The sequence below is a fragment of the Streptomyces sp. NPDC034037 genome (assembly GCF_055575715.1).
In genome coordinates this window covers 615,609-633,903 of record NZ_JBVISC010000002.1, presented here as the reverse complement: position 1 = coordinate 633,903, position 18,295 = coordinate 615,609, and the positions used below count along the sequence as shown (strand labels likewise).

13 protein-coding genes are annotated in these 18,295 nt (G+C 73.0%); 11 read left to right on the top strand and 2 right to left on the bottom strand.

The window, feature by feature from the left end; genetic code table 11:
* The first annotated feature begins 624 nt into the window (after positions 1–624).
* The 4 genes from ACZ516_RS08415 (at position 625) to ACZ516_RS08400 (ending at position 6,968) form a co-directional block, all read left to right on the top strand.
* A complete protein-coding gene (locus ACZ516_RS08415; RefSeq protein ID WP_361082612.1) occupies positions 625–2,100 on the top strand; it encodes a xanthine dehydrogenase small subunit in 1,476 nt (491 codons plus the stop codon).
* The gene (gene xdhB / locus ACZ516_RS08410) at positions 2,097–4,544 is read left to right on the top strand and encodes a xanthine dehydrogenase molybdopterin binding subunit (protein ID WP_361082614.1); all 2,448 of its coding nucleotides are present in this window, start codon (positions 2,097–2,099) and stop codon (positions 4,542–4,544) included. The genes ACZ516_RS08415 and xdhB overlap by 4 nt, the downstream gene beginning before the upstream one ends.
* A 1-nt stretch (position 4,545) precedes the next feature.
* Positions 4,546–5,364, top strand: coding sequence for a xanthine dehydrogenase accessory protein XdhC (gene xdhC / locus ACZ516_RS08405; RefSeq protein WP_361082616.1), 819 nt, complete (start codon positions 4,546–4,548; stop codon positions 5,362–5,364).
* Between the two features lie 200 nt (positions 5,365–5,564).
* Positions 5,565–6,968, top strand: a complete 1,404-nt coding sequence (locus ACZ516_RS08400; RefSeq protein ID WP_469009186.1) for a phosphatase PAP2 family protein — start codon at positions 5,565–5,567, stop codon at positions 6,966–6,968.
* On the opposite strand, the gene ACZ516_RS08395 is transcribed toward ACZ516_RS08400, so the two are convergent.
* The gene (locus ACZ516_RS08395) at positions 6,902–8,791 is read right to left on the bottom strand and encodes an ATP-binding cassette domain-containing protein (protein ID WP_469009184.1); all 1,890 of its coding nucleotides are present in this window, start codon (positions 8,789–8,791) and stop codon (positions 6,902–6,904) included. The genes ACZ516_RS08400 and ACZ516_RS08395 overlap by 67 nt on opposite strands.
* 384 nt (positions 8,792–9,175) lie before the next feature.
* Between ACZ516_RS08395 and ACZ516_RS08390 the strand changes: the two genes are divergently transcribed.
* The 3 genes from ACZ516_RS08390 (at position 9,176) to ACZ516_RS08380 (ending at position 11,907) form a co-directional block, all read left to right on the top strand.
* Entirely contained in the window at positions 9,176–9,367 is a 192-nt protein-coding gene (locus ACZ516_RS08390) for a hypothetical protein (RefSeq protein WP_358588256.1), read from the top strand.
* Between the two features lie 133 nt (positions 9,368–9,500).
* On the top strand, positions 9,501–10,475 hold the full coding sequence (locus ACZ516_RS08385) for an acetylxylan esterase (RefSeq protein WP_469009183.1): 975 nt from the start codon (positions 9,501–9,503) through the stop codon (positions 10,473–10,475).
* A 121-nt stretch (positions 10,476–10,596) separates the two neighbouring features.
* The gene (locus tag ACZ516_RS08380) at positions 10,597–11,907 is read left to right on the top strand and encodes a transglycosylase family protein (RefSeq protein ID WP_469009181.1); all 1,311 of its coding nucleotides are present in this window, start codon (positions 10,597–10,599) and stop codon (positions 11,905–11,907) included.
* Positions 11,908–11,998: 91 nt separating this feature from the next.
* Here the strand turns inward: ACZ516_RS08380 and ACZ516_RS08375 are convergent, their stop codons facing one another.
* Positions 11,999–13,114, bottom strand: a complete 1,116-nt coding sequence (locus ACZ516_RS08375; protein ID WP_469009180.1) for a DMT family transporter — start codon at positions 13,112–13,114, stop codon at positions 11,999–12,001.
* Positions 13,115–13,373: 259 nt separating this feature from the next.
* Here ACZ516_RS08375 and ACZ516_RS08370 point away from each other — a divergent pair, with 259 nt between their 5' ends.
* The 4 genes from ACZ516_RS08370 (at position 13,374) to ACZ516_RS08355 (ending at position 18,247) form a co-directional block, all read left to right on the top strand.
* Positions 13,374–14,105: an IucA/IucC family C-terminal-domain containing protein gene (locus ACZ516_RS08370; protein WP_361086931.1), complete on the top strand. Its 732-nt coding sequence runs from the start codon at positions 13,374–13,376 to the stop codon at positions 14,103–14,105.
* A 62-nt stretch (positions 14,106–14,167) separates the two neighbouring features.
* Positions 14,168–15,382: a glycogen synthase gene (gene glgA, locus ACZ516_RS08365; RefSeq protein WP_469009179.1), complete on the top strand. Its 1,215-nt coding sequence runs from the start codon at positions 14,168–14,170 to the stop codon at positions 15,380–15,382.
* 9 nt (positions 15,383–15,391) lie between these two features.
* Complete coding sequence (gene glgC / locus ACZ516_RS08360) at positions 15,392–16,609, top strand: glucose-1-phosphate adenylyltransferase (RefSeq protein WP_469009177.1); 1,218 nt, start codon at positions 15,392–15,394, stop codon at positions 16,607–16,609.
* Positions 16,610–16,768: 159 nt separating this feature from the next.
* A complete protein-coding gene (locus tag ACZ516_RS08355) occupies positions 16,769–18,247 on the top strand; it encodes an SDR family NAD(P)-dependent oxidoreductase (RefSeq protein ID WP_361086925.1) in 1,479 nt (492 codons plus the stop codon).
* Positions 18,248–18,295: the final 48 nt, after the last annotated feature.

The window sequence follows — 18,295 nt, the reverse complement described above, 5'->3', positions numbered from 1 at the left end:
CGAAACCGGTCACGACGCCACGCGCGCCCGGACGGCCAGCAAACCCACACCGGCGCGGCCCTGCCAACAGCAGCGAGGCGTTCGGGTCACCGCCCGGCTCATCGCCCTCGGCCGTACGCGCGTCCCGCGGTGCGCGGAGTCACAGGCCTTTGACCTGCTCACACGGGTCCACAGAGGTGGTCCGCCCCTGGGGCGCTCCGGGCGCGAAGAGAGTATCGTCAGATTTGTCAACCCGTTGACCTGCGCGCCCGTGGCCAGTACGTTGCGGTCAACGTCGACCCATGACACCCGAAGGAGGCGATCGACGGATGTACACCAGCTCTGATCTCGGTCGCCTCGCCCAGTGCACCGCCTGGGTCCCGGGTCGGATCGCGCACGGCTGCTGAACGCGCCGTCCTGACGTGCCCTTCCGCGGCACGTCCCACCTGATGCAGTCCAGGGCCTGATGCAGCCCCTTCGCGGCGCATCCCCGGTTCCTCCCGTCACGCCCTTTCCGGCACGCCGCTCCCGGCCGTGCCGCCCGGCGCCCACCCCTTTCGCGTGGCGCGTCTGAACACAGAAAGCTGCCTGAAAATTGGCGAACATCATGAACCGACCGATCACGCACCGAATGGGTGGCCTGTCATGGTAGAGGCGCGGATCACGGTCAACGGGACAGAAGCACCGATCTCACCGGCCGCGCCGCACACCACGGCGCTGGACTTCCTGCGCGAGCGCGGCCTCACCGGCACCAAGGAGGGCTGCGCCGAGGGCGAGTGCGGCGCCTGTTCGGTCCTCGTGGCCCGCCCCGGGGTGAACAAGCCCACCGACTGGGTGGCGGTCAACGCCTGCCTGATCCCGGCCGCCGCGCTCGACGGCCAGGAGGTCGTCACCGCCGAGGGCCTCGCCACCGGCGGCGCCCCCGGCGCCTTCTCGGCCCTGCACCCGGTGCAGGAGGAGATGGCGGCCCGCGGCGGCTCCCAGTGCGGCTACTGCACCCCGGGATTCATCTGCAGCATGGCCTCCGAGTACTACCGGCCCGACCGCTGCGCCCACCCGGAAGCGGCCGACGGCGCGCTCGACGGCGCCGACGCCGAGCACGGCCCGAACGGCTTCGACCTGCACGCGCTGAGCGGAAACCTGTGCCGCTGCACCGGCTACCGCCCCATCCGCGACGCCGCGTTCGCCGTCGGTGAGCCCACCGACGAGGACCCGCTGGCCCAGCGCCGCGAGCAGGCGCCGCCCGCCCCGGTCGCCACCGAGTACACCCGCGACGACAGCACGTTCCTGCGGCGCGACACCCTGGCCGAGACACTGGAGCTGCTGCGCGAGCGACCGGACGCGGTCGTCGTCGCCGGCTCCACCGACTGGGGCGTCGAGGTCAACATCCGCGCCCGGCGCGCGAATTGCGTGATCGCGATCGACCGGCTGCCCGAGATGCGGGAGCTGCGCGTCGAGGCCGACTCCATCGAGATCGGCGCGGCGCTCACGCTCACCGAGATCGAGCGCCGCCTGGACGGCGAAGTCCCGCTCCTCGCCGACCTGTTCCCGCAGTTCGCCTCCCGCCTCATCCGCAACGGAGCGACCCTCGGCGGCAACCTCGGCACCGGCTCGCCCATCGGCGACAGCCCGCCGGTGCTGCTCGCGCTGGAGGCGTCGGTGGTCCTCACCGACGCCGACGGCGAGCGCGAGGTGCCGCTGGCGGACTACTTCACCGGCTACCGGCAGAGCGTGCGCCGCCCCGGCGAGCTGATCCGCGCGGTGCGCGTCCCCCGGCCGCTGGCACCCGTCACGGCCTTCCACAAGATCGCCAAGCGGCGCTTCGACGACATCTCCAGCGTGGCGGTCGCCTTCGCGCTCGACATCGAGGACGGCGTCGTCCGCAAGGCCCGCATCGGCCTGGGCGGCGTGGCCGCCACCCCGATCCGCGCGCTCGCCACCGAGGCGGCCCTGGAGGGCGAGCCGTGGTCGCCGTCGACCGTCGAGGCCGCCGCGCGCGTACTGCGGGGCGAGGGAACGCCGATGGACGACCACCGCGCCAGCTCCCTCTACCGTTCCGCGATGCTCGGCCAGAGCCTGCTGAAGCTGCACGCACAGACCCCCGAGGCGGCGAAGTCATGAGCCATTTGTCCGAACGTCCCGAGAAGCCCCTGGTCGGCGTCGCCCTGCCGCACGAAAGCGCCTTCCAGCACGTCACCGGCACCGCGCTGTACACCGACGACCTGGTCCAGCGCACCAAGGACGTCCTGCACGCCTACCCGGTGCAGGTCATGAAGGCCCGCGGCCGCATCACCGCGCTGCGCACCGAGCCCGCGCTGGCCGTGCCCGGCGTGGTTCGCGTCCTCACCGGCGCCGACGTGCCCGGCGTCAACGACGCCGGCATGAAGCACGACGAACCGCTCTTCCCCGACGAGGTCATGTTCCACGGCCACGCCGTCGCCTGGGTGCTCGGCGAGAGCCTGGAGGCGGCCCGGCTCGGCGCGGCGGCCGTCGAGGTGGAGCTGGAGGAGCTGCCCTCCCTGGTCACGCTCCAGGAGGCCATCGCGGCCGGCAGCTTCCACGGGGCCACGCCCCTGATGGAGACCGGCGACATCGACGCGGGCTTCGCCGAGTCCGCGCACGTGTTCACCGGCGAGTTCCAGTTCGCCGGGCAGGAGCACTTCTACCTGGAGACGCACGCCGCGCTCGCCCAGGTCGACGAGAACGGGCAGCTGTTCATCCAGAGCAGCACCCAGCACCCCTCCGAGACGCAGGAGATCGTCTCGCACGTGCTCGGCGTGCCCTCGCACGAGGTGACCGTGCAGTGTCTGCGGATGGGCGGCGGCTTCGGCGGCAAGGAGATGCAGCCGCACGGCTTCGCGGCCGTCGCCGCGCTCGGCGCCAAGCTGACCGGCCGCCCGGTGCGGTTCCGGCTCAACCGCACCCAGGACCTGACGATGTCCGGCAAGCGGCACGGCTTCCACTCCACCTGGAAGATCGGCTTCGACGCCGAGGGCCGCATCCAGGCCCTGGACGCCACCCTGACCGCGGACGGCGGCTGGAGCCTGGACCTGTCCGAGCCCGTCCTCGCCCGCGCGCTGTGCCACATCGACAACACGTACTGGATCCCCAACGCCCGCGTCGCCGGCCGCATCGCCAAGACCAACACGGTCTCCAACACCGCCTTCCGCGGCTTCGGCGGCCCCCAGGGCATGCTCGTGATCGAGGACATCCTCGGCCGCGTCGCACCACGGCTGGGCCTTGACCCCATGGACCTGCGCGAGCGCAACTTCTACCGGCCGGGCCAGGGCCAGACCACGCCGTACGGCCAGCCGGTCACGCAGGCCGAACGGATCTCCACCGTCTGGCGGCAGGTGCAGGAGGACGGCGGCGTCGCCGCACGCAAGCGCGAGATCGCCGCCTTCAACGCCGCGCACCCGCACACCAAGCGGGCGCTCGCCGTCACCGGCATCAAGTTCGGCATCTCCTTCAACCTCACCGCCTTCAACCAGGGCGGCGCGCTGGTGCTGATCTACAAGGACGGCTCGGTCCTGATCAACCACGGCGGCACCGAGATGGGCCAGGGCCTGCACACCAAGATGATGCAGGTCGCCGCGACCACGCTGGGCATCCCGCTGCACAAGGTCCGGCTCGCCCCGACGCGGACCGACAAGGTGCCCAACACCTCGGCCACCGCGGCCAGTTCCGGCGCCGACCTGAACGGCGGCGCGATCAAGAACGCCTGCGAGCAGCTGCGCGACAGGCTGCTCCAGGTCGCCGGCTCCCAGCTGGGCGCGAACGCCTCGGACGTACGCATCGTCGAGGGCATCGCCCGCAGCCTCGGCAGCGACAAGGAGCTGGCCTGGGACGACCTGGTGCGCACCGCGTACATCCAGCGGGTCCAGCTCTCGGCAGCGGGCTTCTACCGGACCGAGGGCCTGCACTGGGACGTCACGACGTTCCGGGGCTCGCCGTTCAAGTACTTCGCCCTCGGCGCCGCCGCGACCGAGGTGGAGGTGGACGGCTTCACCGGCGCGTACCGCATCCGGCGCGTGGACATCGTGCACGACGTCGGCGACAGCCTCTCCCCGCTGATCGACATCGGTCAGGTCGAGGGCGGGTTCGTGCAGGGCGCGGGCTGGCTGACGCTGGAGGACCTGCGCTGGGACACCGGTGACGGCCCCAACCGCGGCCGGCTCCAGACCCAGGCGGCCAGCACGTACAAGCTGCCGAGCTTCTCGGAGATGCCCGAGGAGTTCAACGTCAGGCTGCTGGAGAACGCCACCGAGGAGGGCGCGGTCTACGGCTCCAAGGCGGTCGGTGAGCCGCCGCTGATGCTGGCGTTCTCGGTGCGCGAGGCGCTGCGGCAGGCCGCCGCCGCGTTCGGGCCGAGCGGCGTCGGCGTCGAGCTGGCCTCACCCGCGACGCCGGAGGCGGTGTACTGGGCGATCCAGGAGGCGCGTCAGGGCGGGGCCCGCCTGGCGGAGCAGGTCGGCGCCGAGGGCGTGGACGGCATCGGGCGGGCCGGGGACGACCGGGTCGTGGCGGATGTCCGTGCCGACGCGGAAGCGCTGAGCGGTGCCTGACATGACCTGGGTCGCCGCGGTCGCGCGGTTGCGGGCACGCCGCGAGTCCGGCGTGCTCGTGACCGTCGCGACCGTGCGCGGCCACGCCCCGCGCGACGCCGGCGCCAAACTCGTCGTGGGGCACACCCGGACCTGGGGCTCGATCGGGGGAGGCAACGTCGAGGCCGTCGCCATCGACCGGGCCCGGGAGATGATCGCCGCGTCCGTGCGGGAGCCGGAGCTGATCGACTTCGCCCTGAACGACAAGGTCACCAACCAGCACGGTGTGCAGTGCTGCGGCGGCACGGTCTCGGTGCTGCTCGAACCGCTCCCGGTGGTGCGGGCCGTGGCGATCTTCGGGGTCGGGCACGTCGGCCTGGAACTGGCGCGCATCCTCGCCCGCCAGGACCTCGACCTGCACCTGATCGACTCCCGTTCCGACATGCTCGGCGAGGAACGGCTCGACGTCCTGGCGGACGCGGTGGCGCAGGTGCACACGCACCACACGCCGCTGCTGCCCGAGGAGGTGCTGGAGCGGCTGCCGCGCGGCACCCACGTCCTGATCATGACCCACGACCACGCCGAGGACGCCGCTCTGTGCGACGCGGCCCTGCGCACGGATCACCTCGGCTCCATCGGGCTGATCGGGTCGGCGGCCAAGTGGGTGCGGTTCCGCAAGCGCCTCGCCACCGAGGGCGGGCACGACGACGCCACCATCGACCGGATCAAGACCCCGATCGGGATCGCCGACATCACCGGCAAGGAGCCGGCGACCATCGCCGTGAGCGTCGCCGCGGATCTGCTGCGCGCCTTCGAGACGGAGGCGGCGACCCCCGCCTGACGGCCCGCCCCGTCGTGGAGGCCCCGATGCCCTGGCAGCGGGGCCTCCACGACGTCCGGCCTGGGGGGCGCCGGCCCGCCCGATTCCCGCCCCGGCGCGATCGGTGCGAAGCCGCCCGAATCGCCGCACGGGGCCGGTGGCATGATCGGTGCTGATGAGCACCCTCATCGCCCTCCACGCCACCGCCAGGAAGCCGTACCGTGTTGCCCCGAATAGACCGCAGAGCCCTCCTCGCCGCGTGCCGTCAACCACGGGTGGTCCTGTGGGCCGCGGCAGGCGCGGTGGCCCTCGGGTTCCTCGTCGCGCTGGAGATCGCCGCGCGCCACTACGGCGGCGAGCCGGGGCCGCTCACCAACCAGGTGCGCGAGGTGGTGTTCCCGCCCAAGCCGGGACCGCTGTACGGCGGCCTGATCCTGATGATGGTGGTGCTCACCTGGCGGGAGCGGTTCATCGCGGCCGGTGCCGCGATCGGCATCGACGCCGTCTTCATCCTGGTGCGCTGGGCGGCCGGCGCCGAGACACCCGAGGACCAGTTCTTCGGCAACGGCGCGCTGTGGGTGATGCTCGGCTGCGCCGTCATCGCCCTCACGCGCCGCACCGGAGGCGAACGCGCCCTGCTGCTGAAGGGCGTCGGTCTCGGCCTCCTCCTGGTGGCCGGCCGCAAGACCGGCGACACCTGGCTGCTCATCACGGCGAAGACCCGCCCGACGGTGCTCGACCCTTACGTGGCCGCCGCCGATCACGCGCTCGGCAACCCCTCCTGGCTCGCCGGCTGCCTCCTGAGGGCCTCCGGTCCCGTCCCCACCCACATCCTCGACCTGGTCTACGCCCAACTCGCGGTGGCCGCGATCGTCGTCGCCTTCCACCAGCTGCGCAATGTGGCCGTCGAGCGCCGGTTCCCGAGGCACCACCTCGTCCGCACCTTCCTGGTCATCGGGCTCGTCGGCCCCGCCATCTACATGATCTTCCCGGTGGTCGGGCCGATCTTCGCCTACGGCCCGGGCACCTCCGGCACCGGCGGCGTGCAGTGGGCGGTGGCCGACCTGTGGCCGAACACACCGCCGCCGTTCACTTCCCCGCACCCGGTCCCGTACGACGGACTCACCCCCCGCAACTGCGTGCCCAGCCTGCACACGGCGTGGGCGACGGCCATCTTCATCCACTCCCGCAAGGGGCCGAGGCTGCTGCGCCACGCGGGCACGTTCTGGCTGATCGCCACGCTCAGCGCGACGCTGGGCTTCGGCTACCACTACGGGGTGGACCTCATCGCGGGCGTGGTGTTCGCGCTCACGATCGAGGCGGCGCTGCGCACGTTCGACCGCGGCTGGGACCGGTCGGGGCTGCGGCTGGTCGCCCACGGCACGGTCGTCTTCGCCGCGCTCCTGGTCTCCTACCGCTGGCTGCCGACGGACATGGCCCGCCACCCGTGGGTGGCCGGGCCCCTCCTCGTCCTGGCGATGCTCTCCGTGATCCACGCCTACGTCCGTACCACCGGCCGGTGGGAATCGAGGGACGTCCCGCCGGGCCGGCCGGGACGTCAGCGGTCCTTGGCCAAGGCGACGAGTTCGGCGAACAGGCCTCCGGCGCCCACCAAGCTCTCGTAGTCACCGTCCTCGATGACGCGGCCCTGGTCCATGACGAGGACGCGGTCGGCGAGGCGGGTGTTCTCCAGCTGGTGGGTGACCACGATCGTCATGCGTTCGGCGGCGATGCGCTTGATCTCCAGGAAGATGGCGTGCTCGCCGCGGGCGTCCATCTGCGAGGTCGGCTCGTCCAGGATGAGCAGCGGCGTCCGCCGGTACAGGGCCCGGCCGCAGACGAGGCGCTGCCATTGCCCGCCGGACAGCTCGGCGCCGCCCCACAGCTCCTTGGCGAGCAGGGTGTCGAGCTGCTTGGGCAGCTTCTCGATCGCCTCCCGCATGCCGACGGCGTCGATCACCTCCCACACGGGCCCGTCGTCGTACGTCTTCGGCTGGCCCAGGGTGATGTTCTCGCGGGCGCGCAGCGGCCAGCACGCGAAGTTCTGCGGGACGAGCGCGGTGCGCTTCCACACGGCGTCCGGCTGGGCCCCGGCGAGGTCGACGCCGTCCCACAGGACGCGGCCCTTGTCGGCGAGGAGGATGCCGGTGATCAGTTTGGCCAGCGTCGACTTGCCCGAGCCGTTCTCCCCGACGACGGCCAGGATCTCGCCGCGGCGCAGCGTGAGCGAGACGCCGGCGACGGCCGGTTCCTCCTTGCCGGGGTAGCGGTAGACGACCTCGTCGAGCCGGATCTCGTCCACGCGCTCGGGGATGGTGGCGTCCCCGCGCTTGGGGGCGCGCTCGCCCGCCATGTCGAGGAAGGACCGCATGTCCGCCAGATACAGCGAGGTGTGGAACATGGCGGCGCCGTGGATGACGAACTGGGAGAGCGCGGCCAGGGTCGTCTGGACGGCGACGACGGCCGTCGCGGCGACGGGCAGGGCCACCTTGCCGGTCGCGGCCAGCCACGCGAGGGTGGCCCAGGTGGCCAGCAGGAAGAGTCCGCCGAGGGCGCTGGTGGCGAGGACGATGCGCAGCATGCGGGGCGCCGCGGTCAGGGTGCGGCGGTCGATCCGGTCGGACAGGGCGCCGTACCAGTACAGGAGGTAGCCGGTCATGCCGTTCGCGCGGACCTCGTCGCCGAAGCGGGAGTAGGTGGCCCACCAGCGCATCATGGAGCGGACGTTGCGGTCGCCCACGTTGAGGTAGTGGGTCTCGTAGTCGACGCGGGCGGACAGCACGGCCCCGGCGCCGGCGGGGAGCACGGCCAGCAGGAGCAGGGGCAGCATCAGGGGGTGCAGCGCCGTGATCACCCCGCCCGCGGCGACCATGCGGATCAGCGCGGACATGAACCGCTGGGCGTCCTGGACCATCAGCCGGGTCCGGGTGACGCCGACCTCGGCGGCCTCCTGCCGGTCGGCGAACCCGTCCTCGCCGTACGCGGAGGACTCCACCCGGCACACGGCCGCGACGAGGGCGACATCGGCCTCCGTCGTCAGCAGGGGAGTGATCCGGCCGTCGGCGTAGGAGGCCAGGGCGCCACTGGCGCGGCCGACGCCCGAGGCGACAGCCACGACGATCAGGGCGGGCAGGGCGGCGTGCAGGCGTTCGGACACCGTGCCGGTCCCCAGGACGTGCGTCATCGCCCCGGCGGTGAACGTGAGGACGACGGCGGCCGCGACGCCGGTCAGGGCCTGGCACACCAGGAGCAGTACGACGCTCGGCCGGTCGACGGCCCACGCCATGCGCGCGGTGTGGCCGAGGACGGACGGAAGACGCCGGCACAGGGCGCCGAAACCGGCGTCGGCCAGGGGGTTCTGGCCCGCCTTGCCCTCGAAGGTGATGACGGCGGGCGGTGGCGGGGGTGGCATCTCCGCGTTGGCGTTCGACGTGTCGGTCACAGTCACCCGTATCCCTCCTGAAGGACGGCGCCGACCGGGACGGCTCGGCGCTGCCCGGACCAACGACGCCCCCACCGAATCGAACGCGCTCGATTCCGGACGTACCTCGGCCCTTGCGCCCCCGGGCCCCTCACCCCCCGAACACCGCAGGCGCGGGCCTGACGCGGAGGCGGGGACTGGCTGAAACGCCGGGGTCGATACGGGTGGGGCGGGTGGGTTCCAGGGCGGAGCGGCGTGGCGCGGTAGTCGTGGAGTCACCCGTTCGTCCCGCGCCGTGCCCCGTGGGGCGATGCCGCTGGGGCGCCTGGGGCCGAATGATGTCAGGCTTGGGGCCGGGGGACCCGGGTAGGCGGGGGAGAAGCCGACGAACCACTGGCTGGAGGATCGCACATGACCCATCCGTTCCCTGACCCCGTTCCGCCGGGACCGCTCCCCGAACCGGAGAGGCCCTTCCCGGACCCGGACCCCGTCCCGCACCCCGAGCCGCGGCCCACCCCGCAGCCCTCGCCCTCGCCGGTCCCCAAGCCGCCCGGCCCCGACCCGGTGCCCGAGCCCCAGCCCCAGCCGGGGCCGCTGTCCTGACACCTCCGCGTGTCCAGGGGCGGGGCCACCGTGCCCCGCCCCTTCGCGTGCGGCAGTGATAAGTCCACTGCCGGACACCGTACGACTGGCATAGCGTGAGGCTCCGACACCTTGTCCTGAGGAGGAGCCGCCCGTGCCCCAGTTCGACCTGCCCCTCGACGAACTGCGCCGTTACCGACCGGAGTTGCCCGAGCCCGAGGACTTCGACGCCTTCTGGGAGAAGACGCTGCTGGAGGCCCGCCAGCACGATCTCGACGTACGGTTCGACGCGGTGGAGCTGCCGTTGAAGGGCGTGCGGGTCCTCGATGCCACGTACGCCGGATTCGGCGGGCACCCCGTGAAGGGCTGGCTGGTCCTGCCGGCCGACGCCGATGAGCCGCTGCCCGCCGTCGTCGAGTACATCGGATACGGCGGCGGACGCGGCCTGCCGCACATGCACCTGCTGTGGGCCGCGGCCGGCTACGCGCACTTCGTCATGGACACCCGGGGCCAGGGCAGCGCAGGCTGGGCGCAGGGCGACACGCCGGACCCGGTGGGCAGCGGGCCCGCCCACCCCGGGTACATGACGCGCGGCATCGAGGACCCGCACGAGTACTACTACCGGCGTCTGTACGTCGACGCGGTGCGCGCCGTCGAGGCGGTGCGCGCCCATCCGCTCGTGGACGCCTCGCGGGTCGCCGCACTCGGTGTCAGCCAGGGCGGCGGTCTCGCCCTCGCGGTCGGCGGTCTCGTGCCCGACCTGGCCGCCATCGCCTCCGACGTGCCGTTCCTGTGCGACTTCCCGCGGGCGACGACGCTCACCGACCGGATGCCCTACCGGGAGATCGGCCAGTACCTGAAGGCCCGTCGGGGCGGGGAGGAGCGCGTCCTGCGGACCCTCTCCTACTTCGACGGCGTGCACTTCGCCGCGCGCGGACGGGCGCCCGCCCTGTTCTCCACCGCCCTGGAGGACCAGACGTGCCCGCCCTCCACGGTGTTCGCCGCCCACAACGCCTATGCGGGCAGCGAGCGTTCGATGGAGGTCTACGGCTTCAACGACCACGAGGGCGGCGGCCCCTACCAGCAACAAGCCCAACTCCGGTGGCTCGCGGGACATTTGAGTCCCTGAACCCTCAACTCCCCTTCGGCGTCCGGCCCTTGTCACGGATTGGTCCGACCCGCTAGCTTGCGGGCTTGTCGTGTGTCCGCTGAGCGCAATCCGTGATGACGTGTGTCCGAGGGGGCTCGCCATGGCCGTACGGGGCCGGCATCGCCGGTATCAGCCGAACCGCATCAACCGCGCGTCGCTCACGGTCACCGCGGGCGGCGCCGGCATGGCGCTCCCGCTGACCGTCGCGGGCGGGGCCGGCGCCGCCGGCGTCGACACCTGGGACAAGGTGGCGGCCTGCGAGTCCAGCAGCAACTGGAGCGTCAACACCGGCAACGGCTTCTACGGCGGCCTCCAGTTCAAACAGTCCACCTGGGAGGCGTACGGCGGCACGGTCCACGCGCCGCGCGCCGACCGGGCCACCAAGAGCCAGCAGATCGCCGTCGCCGAGAAGGTCCTCGACGCGCAGGGGCCCGGCGCCTGGCCGGTGTGCTCCGCGAAGGCCGGCCTCACCAGGGGCGGCGGTACGCCCGAGGTCACCGAGGCCCGCGCCGCGAGCAAGCCGCGACCGGTCAAGCGGGCGACCGGGCCGGCCACGCGCGACGTCAGGGACGTCAAACCGGAGGTGACCCCGCAGTCCACCGCCGGCAGCGCGCGGATGTACACCGTCGTACGCGGCGACACCCTCTCCGGGATCGCCGACGAACGCCGGGTGCGGGGCGGCTGGCAGCGCCTGTACGACACCAACCGGCGCGTCATCGGAGACGACCCCGATCTCATCACGCCGGGGCAACGGCTCTCCGTGCACGGCCAGGGCGTTCGCGCCCCCCACAGGGCGGACGAGGCCGAGCGGCACACCGACGACCGGGCCCGGCAGCGGACCTCCGACGGGAAGGCCGCCGAGAGGAGAGCCGCCGAGAGGCAAGCGGCGGAGAAGAGGGCGGCGGAGAAGAAGGCCGCCGAGAAGCGGGCCGCCGAGAAGGCGCGGGAGAAGCCGCGGGCCTCCCACCCCGCCCCCCGCACCGAGAAGGGCAGGCCCGCCCCGCCGTCCGCCGCCTCCGCGCCCGTCGCCGCGTCGCCCAGTACGCCGTACCGCGCCGCCGGCGGTTCCTGGTCGAAGGGCTACCACACCGGCGTCGACTTCCCGGTGCCCACCGGGACCTCCGTGAAGGCGATCGCCGCGGGGCGGGTCGTCTCGGCGGGCTGGGGCGGCAGCTACGGCTACGAGGTGGTCATCCGGCACGCCGACGGGAGGTACAGCCAGTACGGGCATCTCTCGGCGCTCTCCGTGAGGGCCGGACAGCAGGTCGGCGCGGGGCAGCGCATCGCCCGGTCCGGCTCCACCGGCAACAGCACGGGCCCGCACCTGCACTTCGAGGTGCGGACGGGGCCCGGCTTCGGTTCCGACATCGACCCGCTGGCCTACCTGCGGGCCCGCGGCGTACGCATCTGAAGCGGGCGTACGCGCCTGAGACAGCGGGCGTACGCACCTGAGACGGACGTACACAGCTGACTGCCGGCACACACGTCTGGGCCCAGCCCCCTCAGAACACCATCCGCTCGCGGTGCCTCGCGTGCCGGTGCGCGGCCCGGCGACGCGTCCGCGCCACCCGAGCCACCTGCGCGGCCTGGGACGACGGGGTGGCCTGGGACGACGGGGCGGGCTGGGACGGCACGGCCGGAAGCGCCCCGTACGCGAGGCACGGCCCGGCCGGGACAGGACCAGGCACCGGTCGCGGCACGGCCGGCTCGCCCCGCCCCACCGGCAGGCCCACGCCCTCGGACACGGTCTCGCCCTCCGGTACGGCCCCCGATACGGGCGAGGCCTCCCGGGCGATCCGCTCGGTGGTCAGCAGGAGCAGCCCGCCTCCGGCGACGACCCCGCAGCCGAGCGCCAGGACGGCGCCCAGGGTGCCGTAGCGGAAGGTTTCCCCGAAGAGGGTCAGGCCGACCGCCGCCGCGACCACCGGGTTCACGACTGTCACCGTCGCCAGCGGCGCCGCGAGGCCCGCGCCCCGGTACGAGGCCTGCGAGAGCAGCACCCCGGCCGCCGCAAGCACCGCGATCACGGCGAGGCTCGGCAGCTGCTGGATGACCGTGGCGTCCTGGCCCCAGTCCACCGCCACGGTCTTGGTGAAGACCGAGGCGATGCCGAAGGCCGCGCCTGCCGCACAGGCCAGGAGCACGCTGCGCACCACGGGGTGGCGGTGCGCGGCGTGCGCCGCCACCGCGAGGGCCAGCACGCCGCCGCCCGTGATCAGGGCCAGCAGCAGGCGGTCGGCGCCGCCCAGCGACCGCGAGTCCGCCGCCGAGGTGAGGGAGAGGAGCCCGGCGAGCCCCACCGTCGCCATGACCGCGCCGCGCCACGCGGTGGCCCCGGCCCGGCGGTGCACGAACACGGCCGCCAGGGGCAGCGCGAAGACGATGGTCAGGGCGCCGAGCGGCTGCACGAGGCTGAGCGGGCCGTAGGCGAGCGCCACGACGTGCAGCAGCGCGCCCAGGCCGTTCAGGGCGATCGCGGTCCACCAGGCGCCGCGGCGCAGCGGCGCGTACCGCTGCTCCGGGGTCGTCGCCGCGACCCGCTCCTGCAGGATCGCCCCGCCGGCGTACGCCACGGCGGAGACGAGGGAGAGCAGCACGGACAGCGCGAGGGCACTCATGAGGTGCTCCGCGGCGCGCGGTGTGTCCGGTGGTCCCGGCGAGGCGAACGGTCGGCTTCCATGGTTACCACGATGCCGCGCGAATCGGCCCGCGTCGTCGTCCCTGAGCAGGCACTGGGTCCTACTGCCGATGGAGTACGCCCCCGGCCGCGTCCTCCCCAGGGCGGGGAGCCCTCTCAGGGTCGAGGGGCGGGCGCCGGAGGGCGCGGACGGCCACCCCGGCGGCCACGAGCGGCGCGCCACTTGCTGTACTGCTGTCGTGACCACCCGTATCGACCTGGCAGAACTCCGCTCCGTCGGCGGCTTCTTCGCCCTGCGGCAAGGACCCGCGCCCGAGGGCGCCGTCGCGTTCTCGCAGGTGTACGCGCCGCCGGCGGGCCCGGACCCGCTGTCCTCGCGCGTCGCCGAGGTCGCGCGGCGCCTCGGCGCCCCCGAGGAGCGCGTCGGGGTCTCCGTGGCGCACCTGGGGCTCGCCGCCCGGCTCTGGTCGGTCGGGCTCGGCTGCGCGGCGCTGTACGGCGCGGTGCCCGACCTCGACCCCGCCCGGCTGCGCTGGGACGCGCGGGCCACCTCGCCGGACGACCTGTGGCTCGGTGACGTACGCGCCCTGCCCGTCGGCGCGGACCCGGACGCGGCCGCCGCGACCCTACGGGACGCCGTGCAGAGCGCCCATCTCGCCCCGCTCGCCGAGGCGTTGCGCGCCCGGTACCGGATCTCCGCGGGGCTGCTGTGGGGCAACGCGGGCTCCGCGCTCGCGGGCGCCGCGCGCGAACTGCGCGGCTGGGCGGCGCGGGAGCGGCGCGAGGGCGTGGGGGAGCGGGCCCTCCGCCTCGCCGAGGCGCTGTTCGACCACCCCGACCTGCGCACCACCGGCACCCTGGGCCCCGCCGCCTTCCGGCGTCGCAGCTGCTGCCTCTACTACCGCTGCCCCGGCGGCGGCGTGTGCGGCGACTGCTGCTTCGAACGGCCGCCGACGCGGTCTTCCCCCTGAGCCGTGTCTGGGTGACCATGAGGGGGCGTGGCCGACCTCAGGCGGACGACGGAGGGTTCTCCGTGAAAGTGGGACTGCTCACCCGGGAGTACCCGCCCGATGTGTACGGCGGCGCGGGCGTCCATGTCGAGTTTCTGGCAAGGGAGTTACGCTCCCTCGTCGACCTCGACGTGCACTGCTGGGGCGACGGCGCGGGCGACGGAGTACTGCGGCACCGGGCCTGGCCCGCCCTCGGCGACGCCAACGACGCGCTGCGCACCTTCTCCGTGGACCTCGCCATGGCCGCCGCGCTGGACGGCCGCGAACTGGTCCACTCCCACACCTGGTACGCCAACCTCGCGGGCCATCTCGGCAAGCTCCTGCACGGCGTCCCGCATGTGCTGACCGCCCACTCCCTGGAGCCCCTGCGCCCCTGGAAGGCCGAGCAACTGGGCGGCGGATACGCCCTTTCCCGCTGGGCCGAGCAGACCGCCGCCGAGTCCGCCGACGCGGTGATCGCGGTGTCCGGTGCCATGCGCGAGGACATCCTCGCCTGCTACCCCGCACTCGACCCGGCGAAGGTCCACGTCGTGCACAACGGCATCGACACCGGGCTGTACCGCCCCGACCCGGGCACGCACGTCCTGGAGCGGCTCGGCATCGACCCCGGGCGTCCCTATGTGCTGTTCGTCGGGCGCATCACCCGGCAGAAGGGCGTGCCCCACCTGCTGCGCGCCGCCCGCGCCCTGGACGACGGCGTCCAGCTCGTCCTGTGCGCAGGAGCGCCCGACACCCCCGAGACGGACGCCGAGTTCCGGCTCCTCTTCGAGGAGTTGAGCCGCGACCGCGTCGGCGTCCGATGGATCCCCCAGATGCTGCCCCGCCCCCAGGTGATCCAACTCCTCACGCACGCCGCCGTGTTCGTCTGCCCCTCGGTGTACGAACCGCTGGGCATCGTCAACCTCGAGGCGATGGCATGCGGCACAGCCGTCGTCGCCTCCCGGGTCGGCGGCATCCCCGAGGTCGTCCAGGACGGGGCGACAGGGCTGCTCGTCCCGTACGAGCCGAAGGACCCCGAAGGCTTCGAGCGTGATCTCGGGGTACTGCTGAACGAACTGGCCGGCGACCCCGGGCGGGCCGCGGCGATGGGAGCGGCCGGACGCCGCCGGGCCGAGGACGAGTTCGCCTGGGGCGCCGTGGCCCGGCGCACGGTGGAGGTGTACGAGGAGGTCCTGCGCGCCGGCGGGCGGCCCGACGGCCGACGGATCATCGGCGAGACCCATCAGGTCGACAGGTAGGAGACTGGGATGCGCGGTGGTCCTTCGGTGCTCGGCATCGTGCTCGCGGGCGGAGAGGGGAAGCGGCTGATGCCGCTCACCGCCGACCGGGCCAAACCGGCGGTCACGTTCGGCGGGACGTACCGCCTCGTGGACTTCGTCCTGTCCAACCTCGTCAACGCCGACATCCTGCGCGTGTGCGTCCTGACGCAGTACAAGTCGCACTCCCTGGACCGGCACGTGACGACGACGTGGCGCATGTCGAGCCTGCTCGGCAACTACGTCACCCCCGTGCCCGCCCAGCAACGCCTCGGCCCGCGCTGGTATTTGGGCAGCGCGGACGCGATTCTGCAGTCGCTCAACCTCGTCCACGACGAACAGCCCGACTACATCGCGGTGTTCGGCGCCGACCACGTCTACCGCATGGACCCGCGGCAGATGCTCCAGCAGCACATCGACAACGGCGCGGCGGTCACCGTCGCCGGCATCAGGGTGCCGCGCGCCGAGGCGTCCTCCTTCGGCATCATCACGCCCGCGCGCGACGGGACACGCGTCGAACGCTTCCTGGAGAAGCCCGCCGACCCGCCGGGCCTGCCGGACTCCCCGCTCCAGGTCTTCGCCTCCATGGGCAACTACCTGTTCACCACGAAGACACTCGTCGACACGCTCCAGCAGGACGCCGAGGACGAGGAGTCGGCCCACGACATGGGCGGCTCCATCCTGCCCCTGCTCACCGAACGCGGCCTCGCCCAGGTGTACGACTTCGACGCCAACCACGTCCCCGGCGAGACCCTGCGCGACCACGGCTACTGGCGTGACGTCGGCACCCTGGACTCGTACTACGACGCCCACATGGACCTGATCTCCGACCAGCCCGTCTTCAACCTCGACAACCGGAACTGGCCCATCTACACCCACTCCAGCGGCCTGCCCCCCGCCCGGTTCTGCGCGGGCGGCATCGCGGGGGAGTCGATCGTCAGCCCGGGGTGCGTCATCCGCGGCCAGGTCACCCGCTCCGTCCTCTCGCCCGGTGTGACCATCGAGGAAGGCGCGGTCGTGCAGGGCTCGGTGCTGCACCACAACGTGCGGGTGGGCCGGGGTGCGGTGGTCCGCGGCGCCGTCCTGGACAAGAACATCGACGTGCCGCCGGGGGCGACCATCGGCGTCAACCCGGAACGCGACGAGGAGCTGTACACGGTGTCGAAGGCCGGGGTGATCGCGCTGGGCAAGGGGCAGCGCGTCGAGTGAGCGTCCGCTGACCCTCGGTAGCGCCTCGGGTGGTCGTGTGCGGCGGGCGTGGCGGCACGGGTTTGGTGACCGGGCCCGGTGCTACGTAAAGTTCCGCTTTTGGAGCTTCCGCGGACGACCAGGCGCGCCGCGGCACGGAATGACACGAGGGCAACGGCGATGACGGTGACAGACGAAAGCCAGGAGGAGACCGTCGCGTACGGTCCCGGCATCGACCCGGACCGTCTCGCCGTCTGCCTGAGCGTGCTCGACGAGCTGGACAAGCTGGACGTCGACCACCCCGACGCCATCGCGGTGCGCCGGGCGACGGCCGGGATCTACCGCACGGTCAAGCAGCGCCGTCGCCAGGAGCGCCGCGCCGCCAAGACCGCCCACGACCGGGCGGTCACCGAGGCCACCGCGACCGGCTCCGCCGACCGCATCGACGACGAGACGGCCGGCGTGCTGCCCTCCTCCTCGGCGCAGGGCGAGATCGCGGGGATACTCCAGCGCCCGCGTTCCTGCTACACCTGCAAGACGCGGTACGTCGAGGTCGACGCGTTCTACCACCAGCTCTGCCAGGCGTGCGCCGCCGAGAACCGCGCGCGCCGCGACGCCCGCACCGACCTGAGCGGCAAGCGCGCCCTGCTCACCGGCGGCCGCGCCAAGATCGGCATGTACATCGCGCTGCGGCTGCTGCGGGACGGCGCGCACACGACGATCACGACCCGCTTCCCGAGCGACGCGATCCGCCGCTTCAAGGCGATGCCCGACAGCGACGAGTGGATCCACCGGCTGAAGATCGTCGGCATCGACCTGCGCGACCCGGCCCAGGTCGTCGCGCTCGCCGAGTCGGTCGCCGCCGAGGGGCCCCTCGACGTACTGATCAACAACGCCGCGCAGACCGTACGCCGTTCCCCGCAGGCCTACAGCGAGCTGCTCGCCGCCGAGTCCGCGCCGCTGCCCGCCGGTGAGCTGCCGGCCTCCGAGGTGATCGGCACCTTCGGCTCGGGCGCCGTGGCCGCGCTGCCGGTCGTCGGGGGCGGCGCGCTGACCGCCGACGACGTCACCGGACTCGCTCTGGTCACCGGCTCGGCGTCCTTGGAGCGCATCGCGGCGGGTACGGCGATCGACGCGGGCGGCCTGGTGCCCGACCTGCACGACACCAACAGCTGGGTCCAGACCGTCGACGAGGTCGGCCCGGTCGAGCTGCTCGAAGTCCAGCTGTGCAACTCCACGGCGCCGTTCATCCTCATCAGCCACCTGCGTCCCGCCATGGCGGCGGCCGCCGCGGCGAACGACGAGGGCCGCGCCTACATCGTGAACGTCTCCGCCATGGAGGGCGTCTTCGGCCGCGGCTACAAGGGCGCGGGCCACCCGCACACCAACATGGCCAAGGCCGCCCTGAACATGCTGACGCGCACCAGCGCGCAGGAGATGTTCGAGAAGGACCGCATCCTGATGACGGCGGTCGACACCGGCTGGATCACCGACGAGCGCCCGCACCCCGACAAGATGCGCCTCGCGGAGGAGGGCTTCCACGCCCCGCTGGACCTGATCGACGGCGCGGCCCGGGTCTACGACCCGATCGTGCGCGGCCAGGCCGGCGAGGACCTGTACGGGGTCTTCCTCAAGGACTACGCGCCCGGCAAGTGGTAGCCGTCACAGCAGGTCGCGGCGTCCCTGGTCCGGGCCCCTTCCGCTGTC

Coding starts and splice junctions, on each gene's coding strand:
- ACZ516_RS08415 (WP_361082612.1), top strand. CDS start 625: ATGGTAGAGGCGCGGATCACGGTCAACGGGACAGAAGCACCGATCTCA.
- xdhB (WP_361082614.1), top strand. CDS start 2,097: ATGAGCCATTTGTCCGAACGTCCCGAGAAGCCCCTGGTCGGCGTCGCC.
- xdhC (WP_361082616.1), top strand. CDS start 4,546: ATGACCTGGGTCGCCGCGGTCGCGCGGTTGCGGGCACGCCGCGAGTCC.
- ACZ516_RS08390 (WP_358588256.1), top strand. CDS start 9,176: ATGACCCATCCGTTCCCTGACCCCGTTCCGCCGGGACCGCTCCCCGAA.
- ACZ516_RS08380 (WP_469009181.1), top strand. CDS start 10,597: ATGGCCGTACGGGGCCGGCATCGCCGGTATCAGCCGAACCGCATCAAC.
- ACZ516_RS08375 (WP_469009180.1), bottom strand. CDS start 13,114: ATGAGTGCCCTCGCGCTGTCCGTGCTGCTCTCCCTCGTCTCCGCCGTG.
- glgC (WP_469009177.1), top strand. CDS start 15,392: ATGCGCGGTGGTCCTTCGGTGCTCGGCATCGTGCTCGCGGGCGGAGAG.
- ACZ516_RS08355 (WP_361086925.1), top strand. CDS start 16,769: ATGACGGTGACAGACGAAAGCCAGGAGGAGACCGTCGCGTACGGTCCC.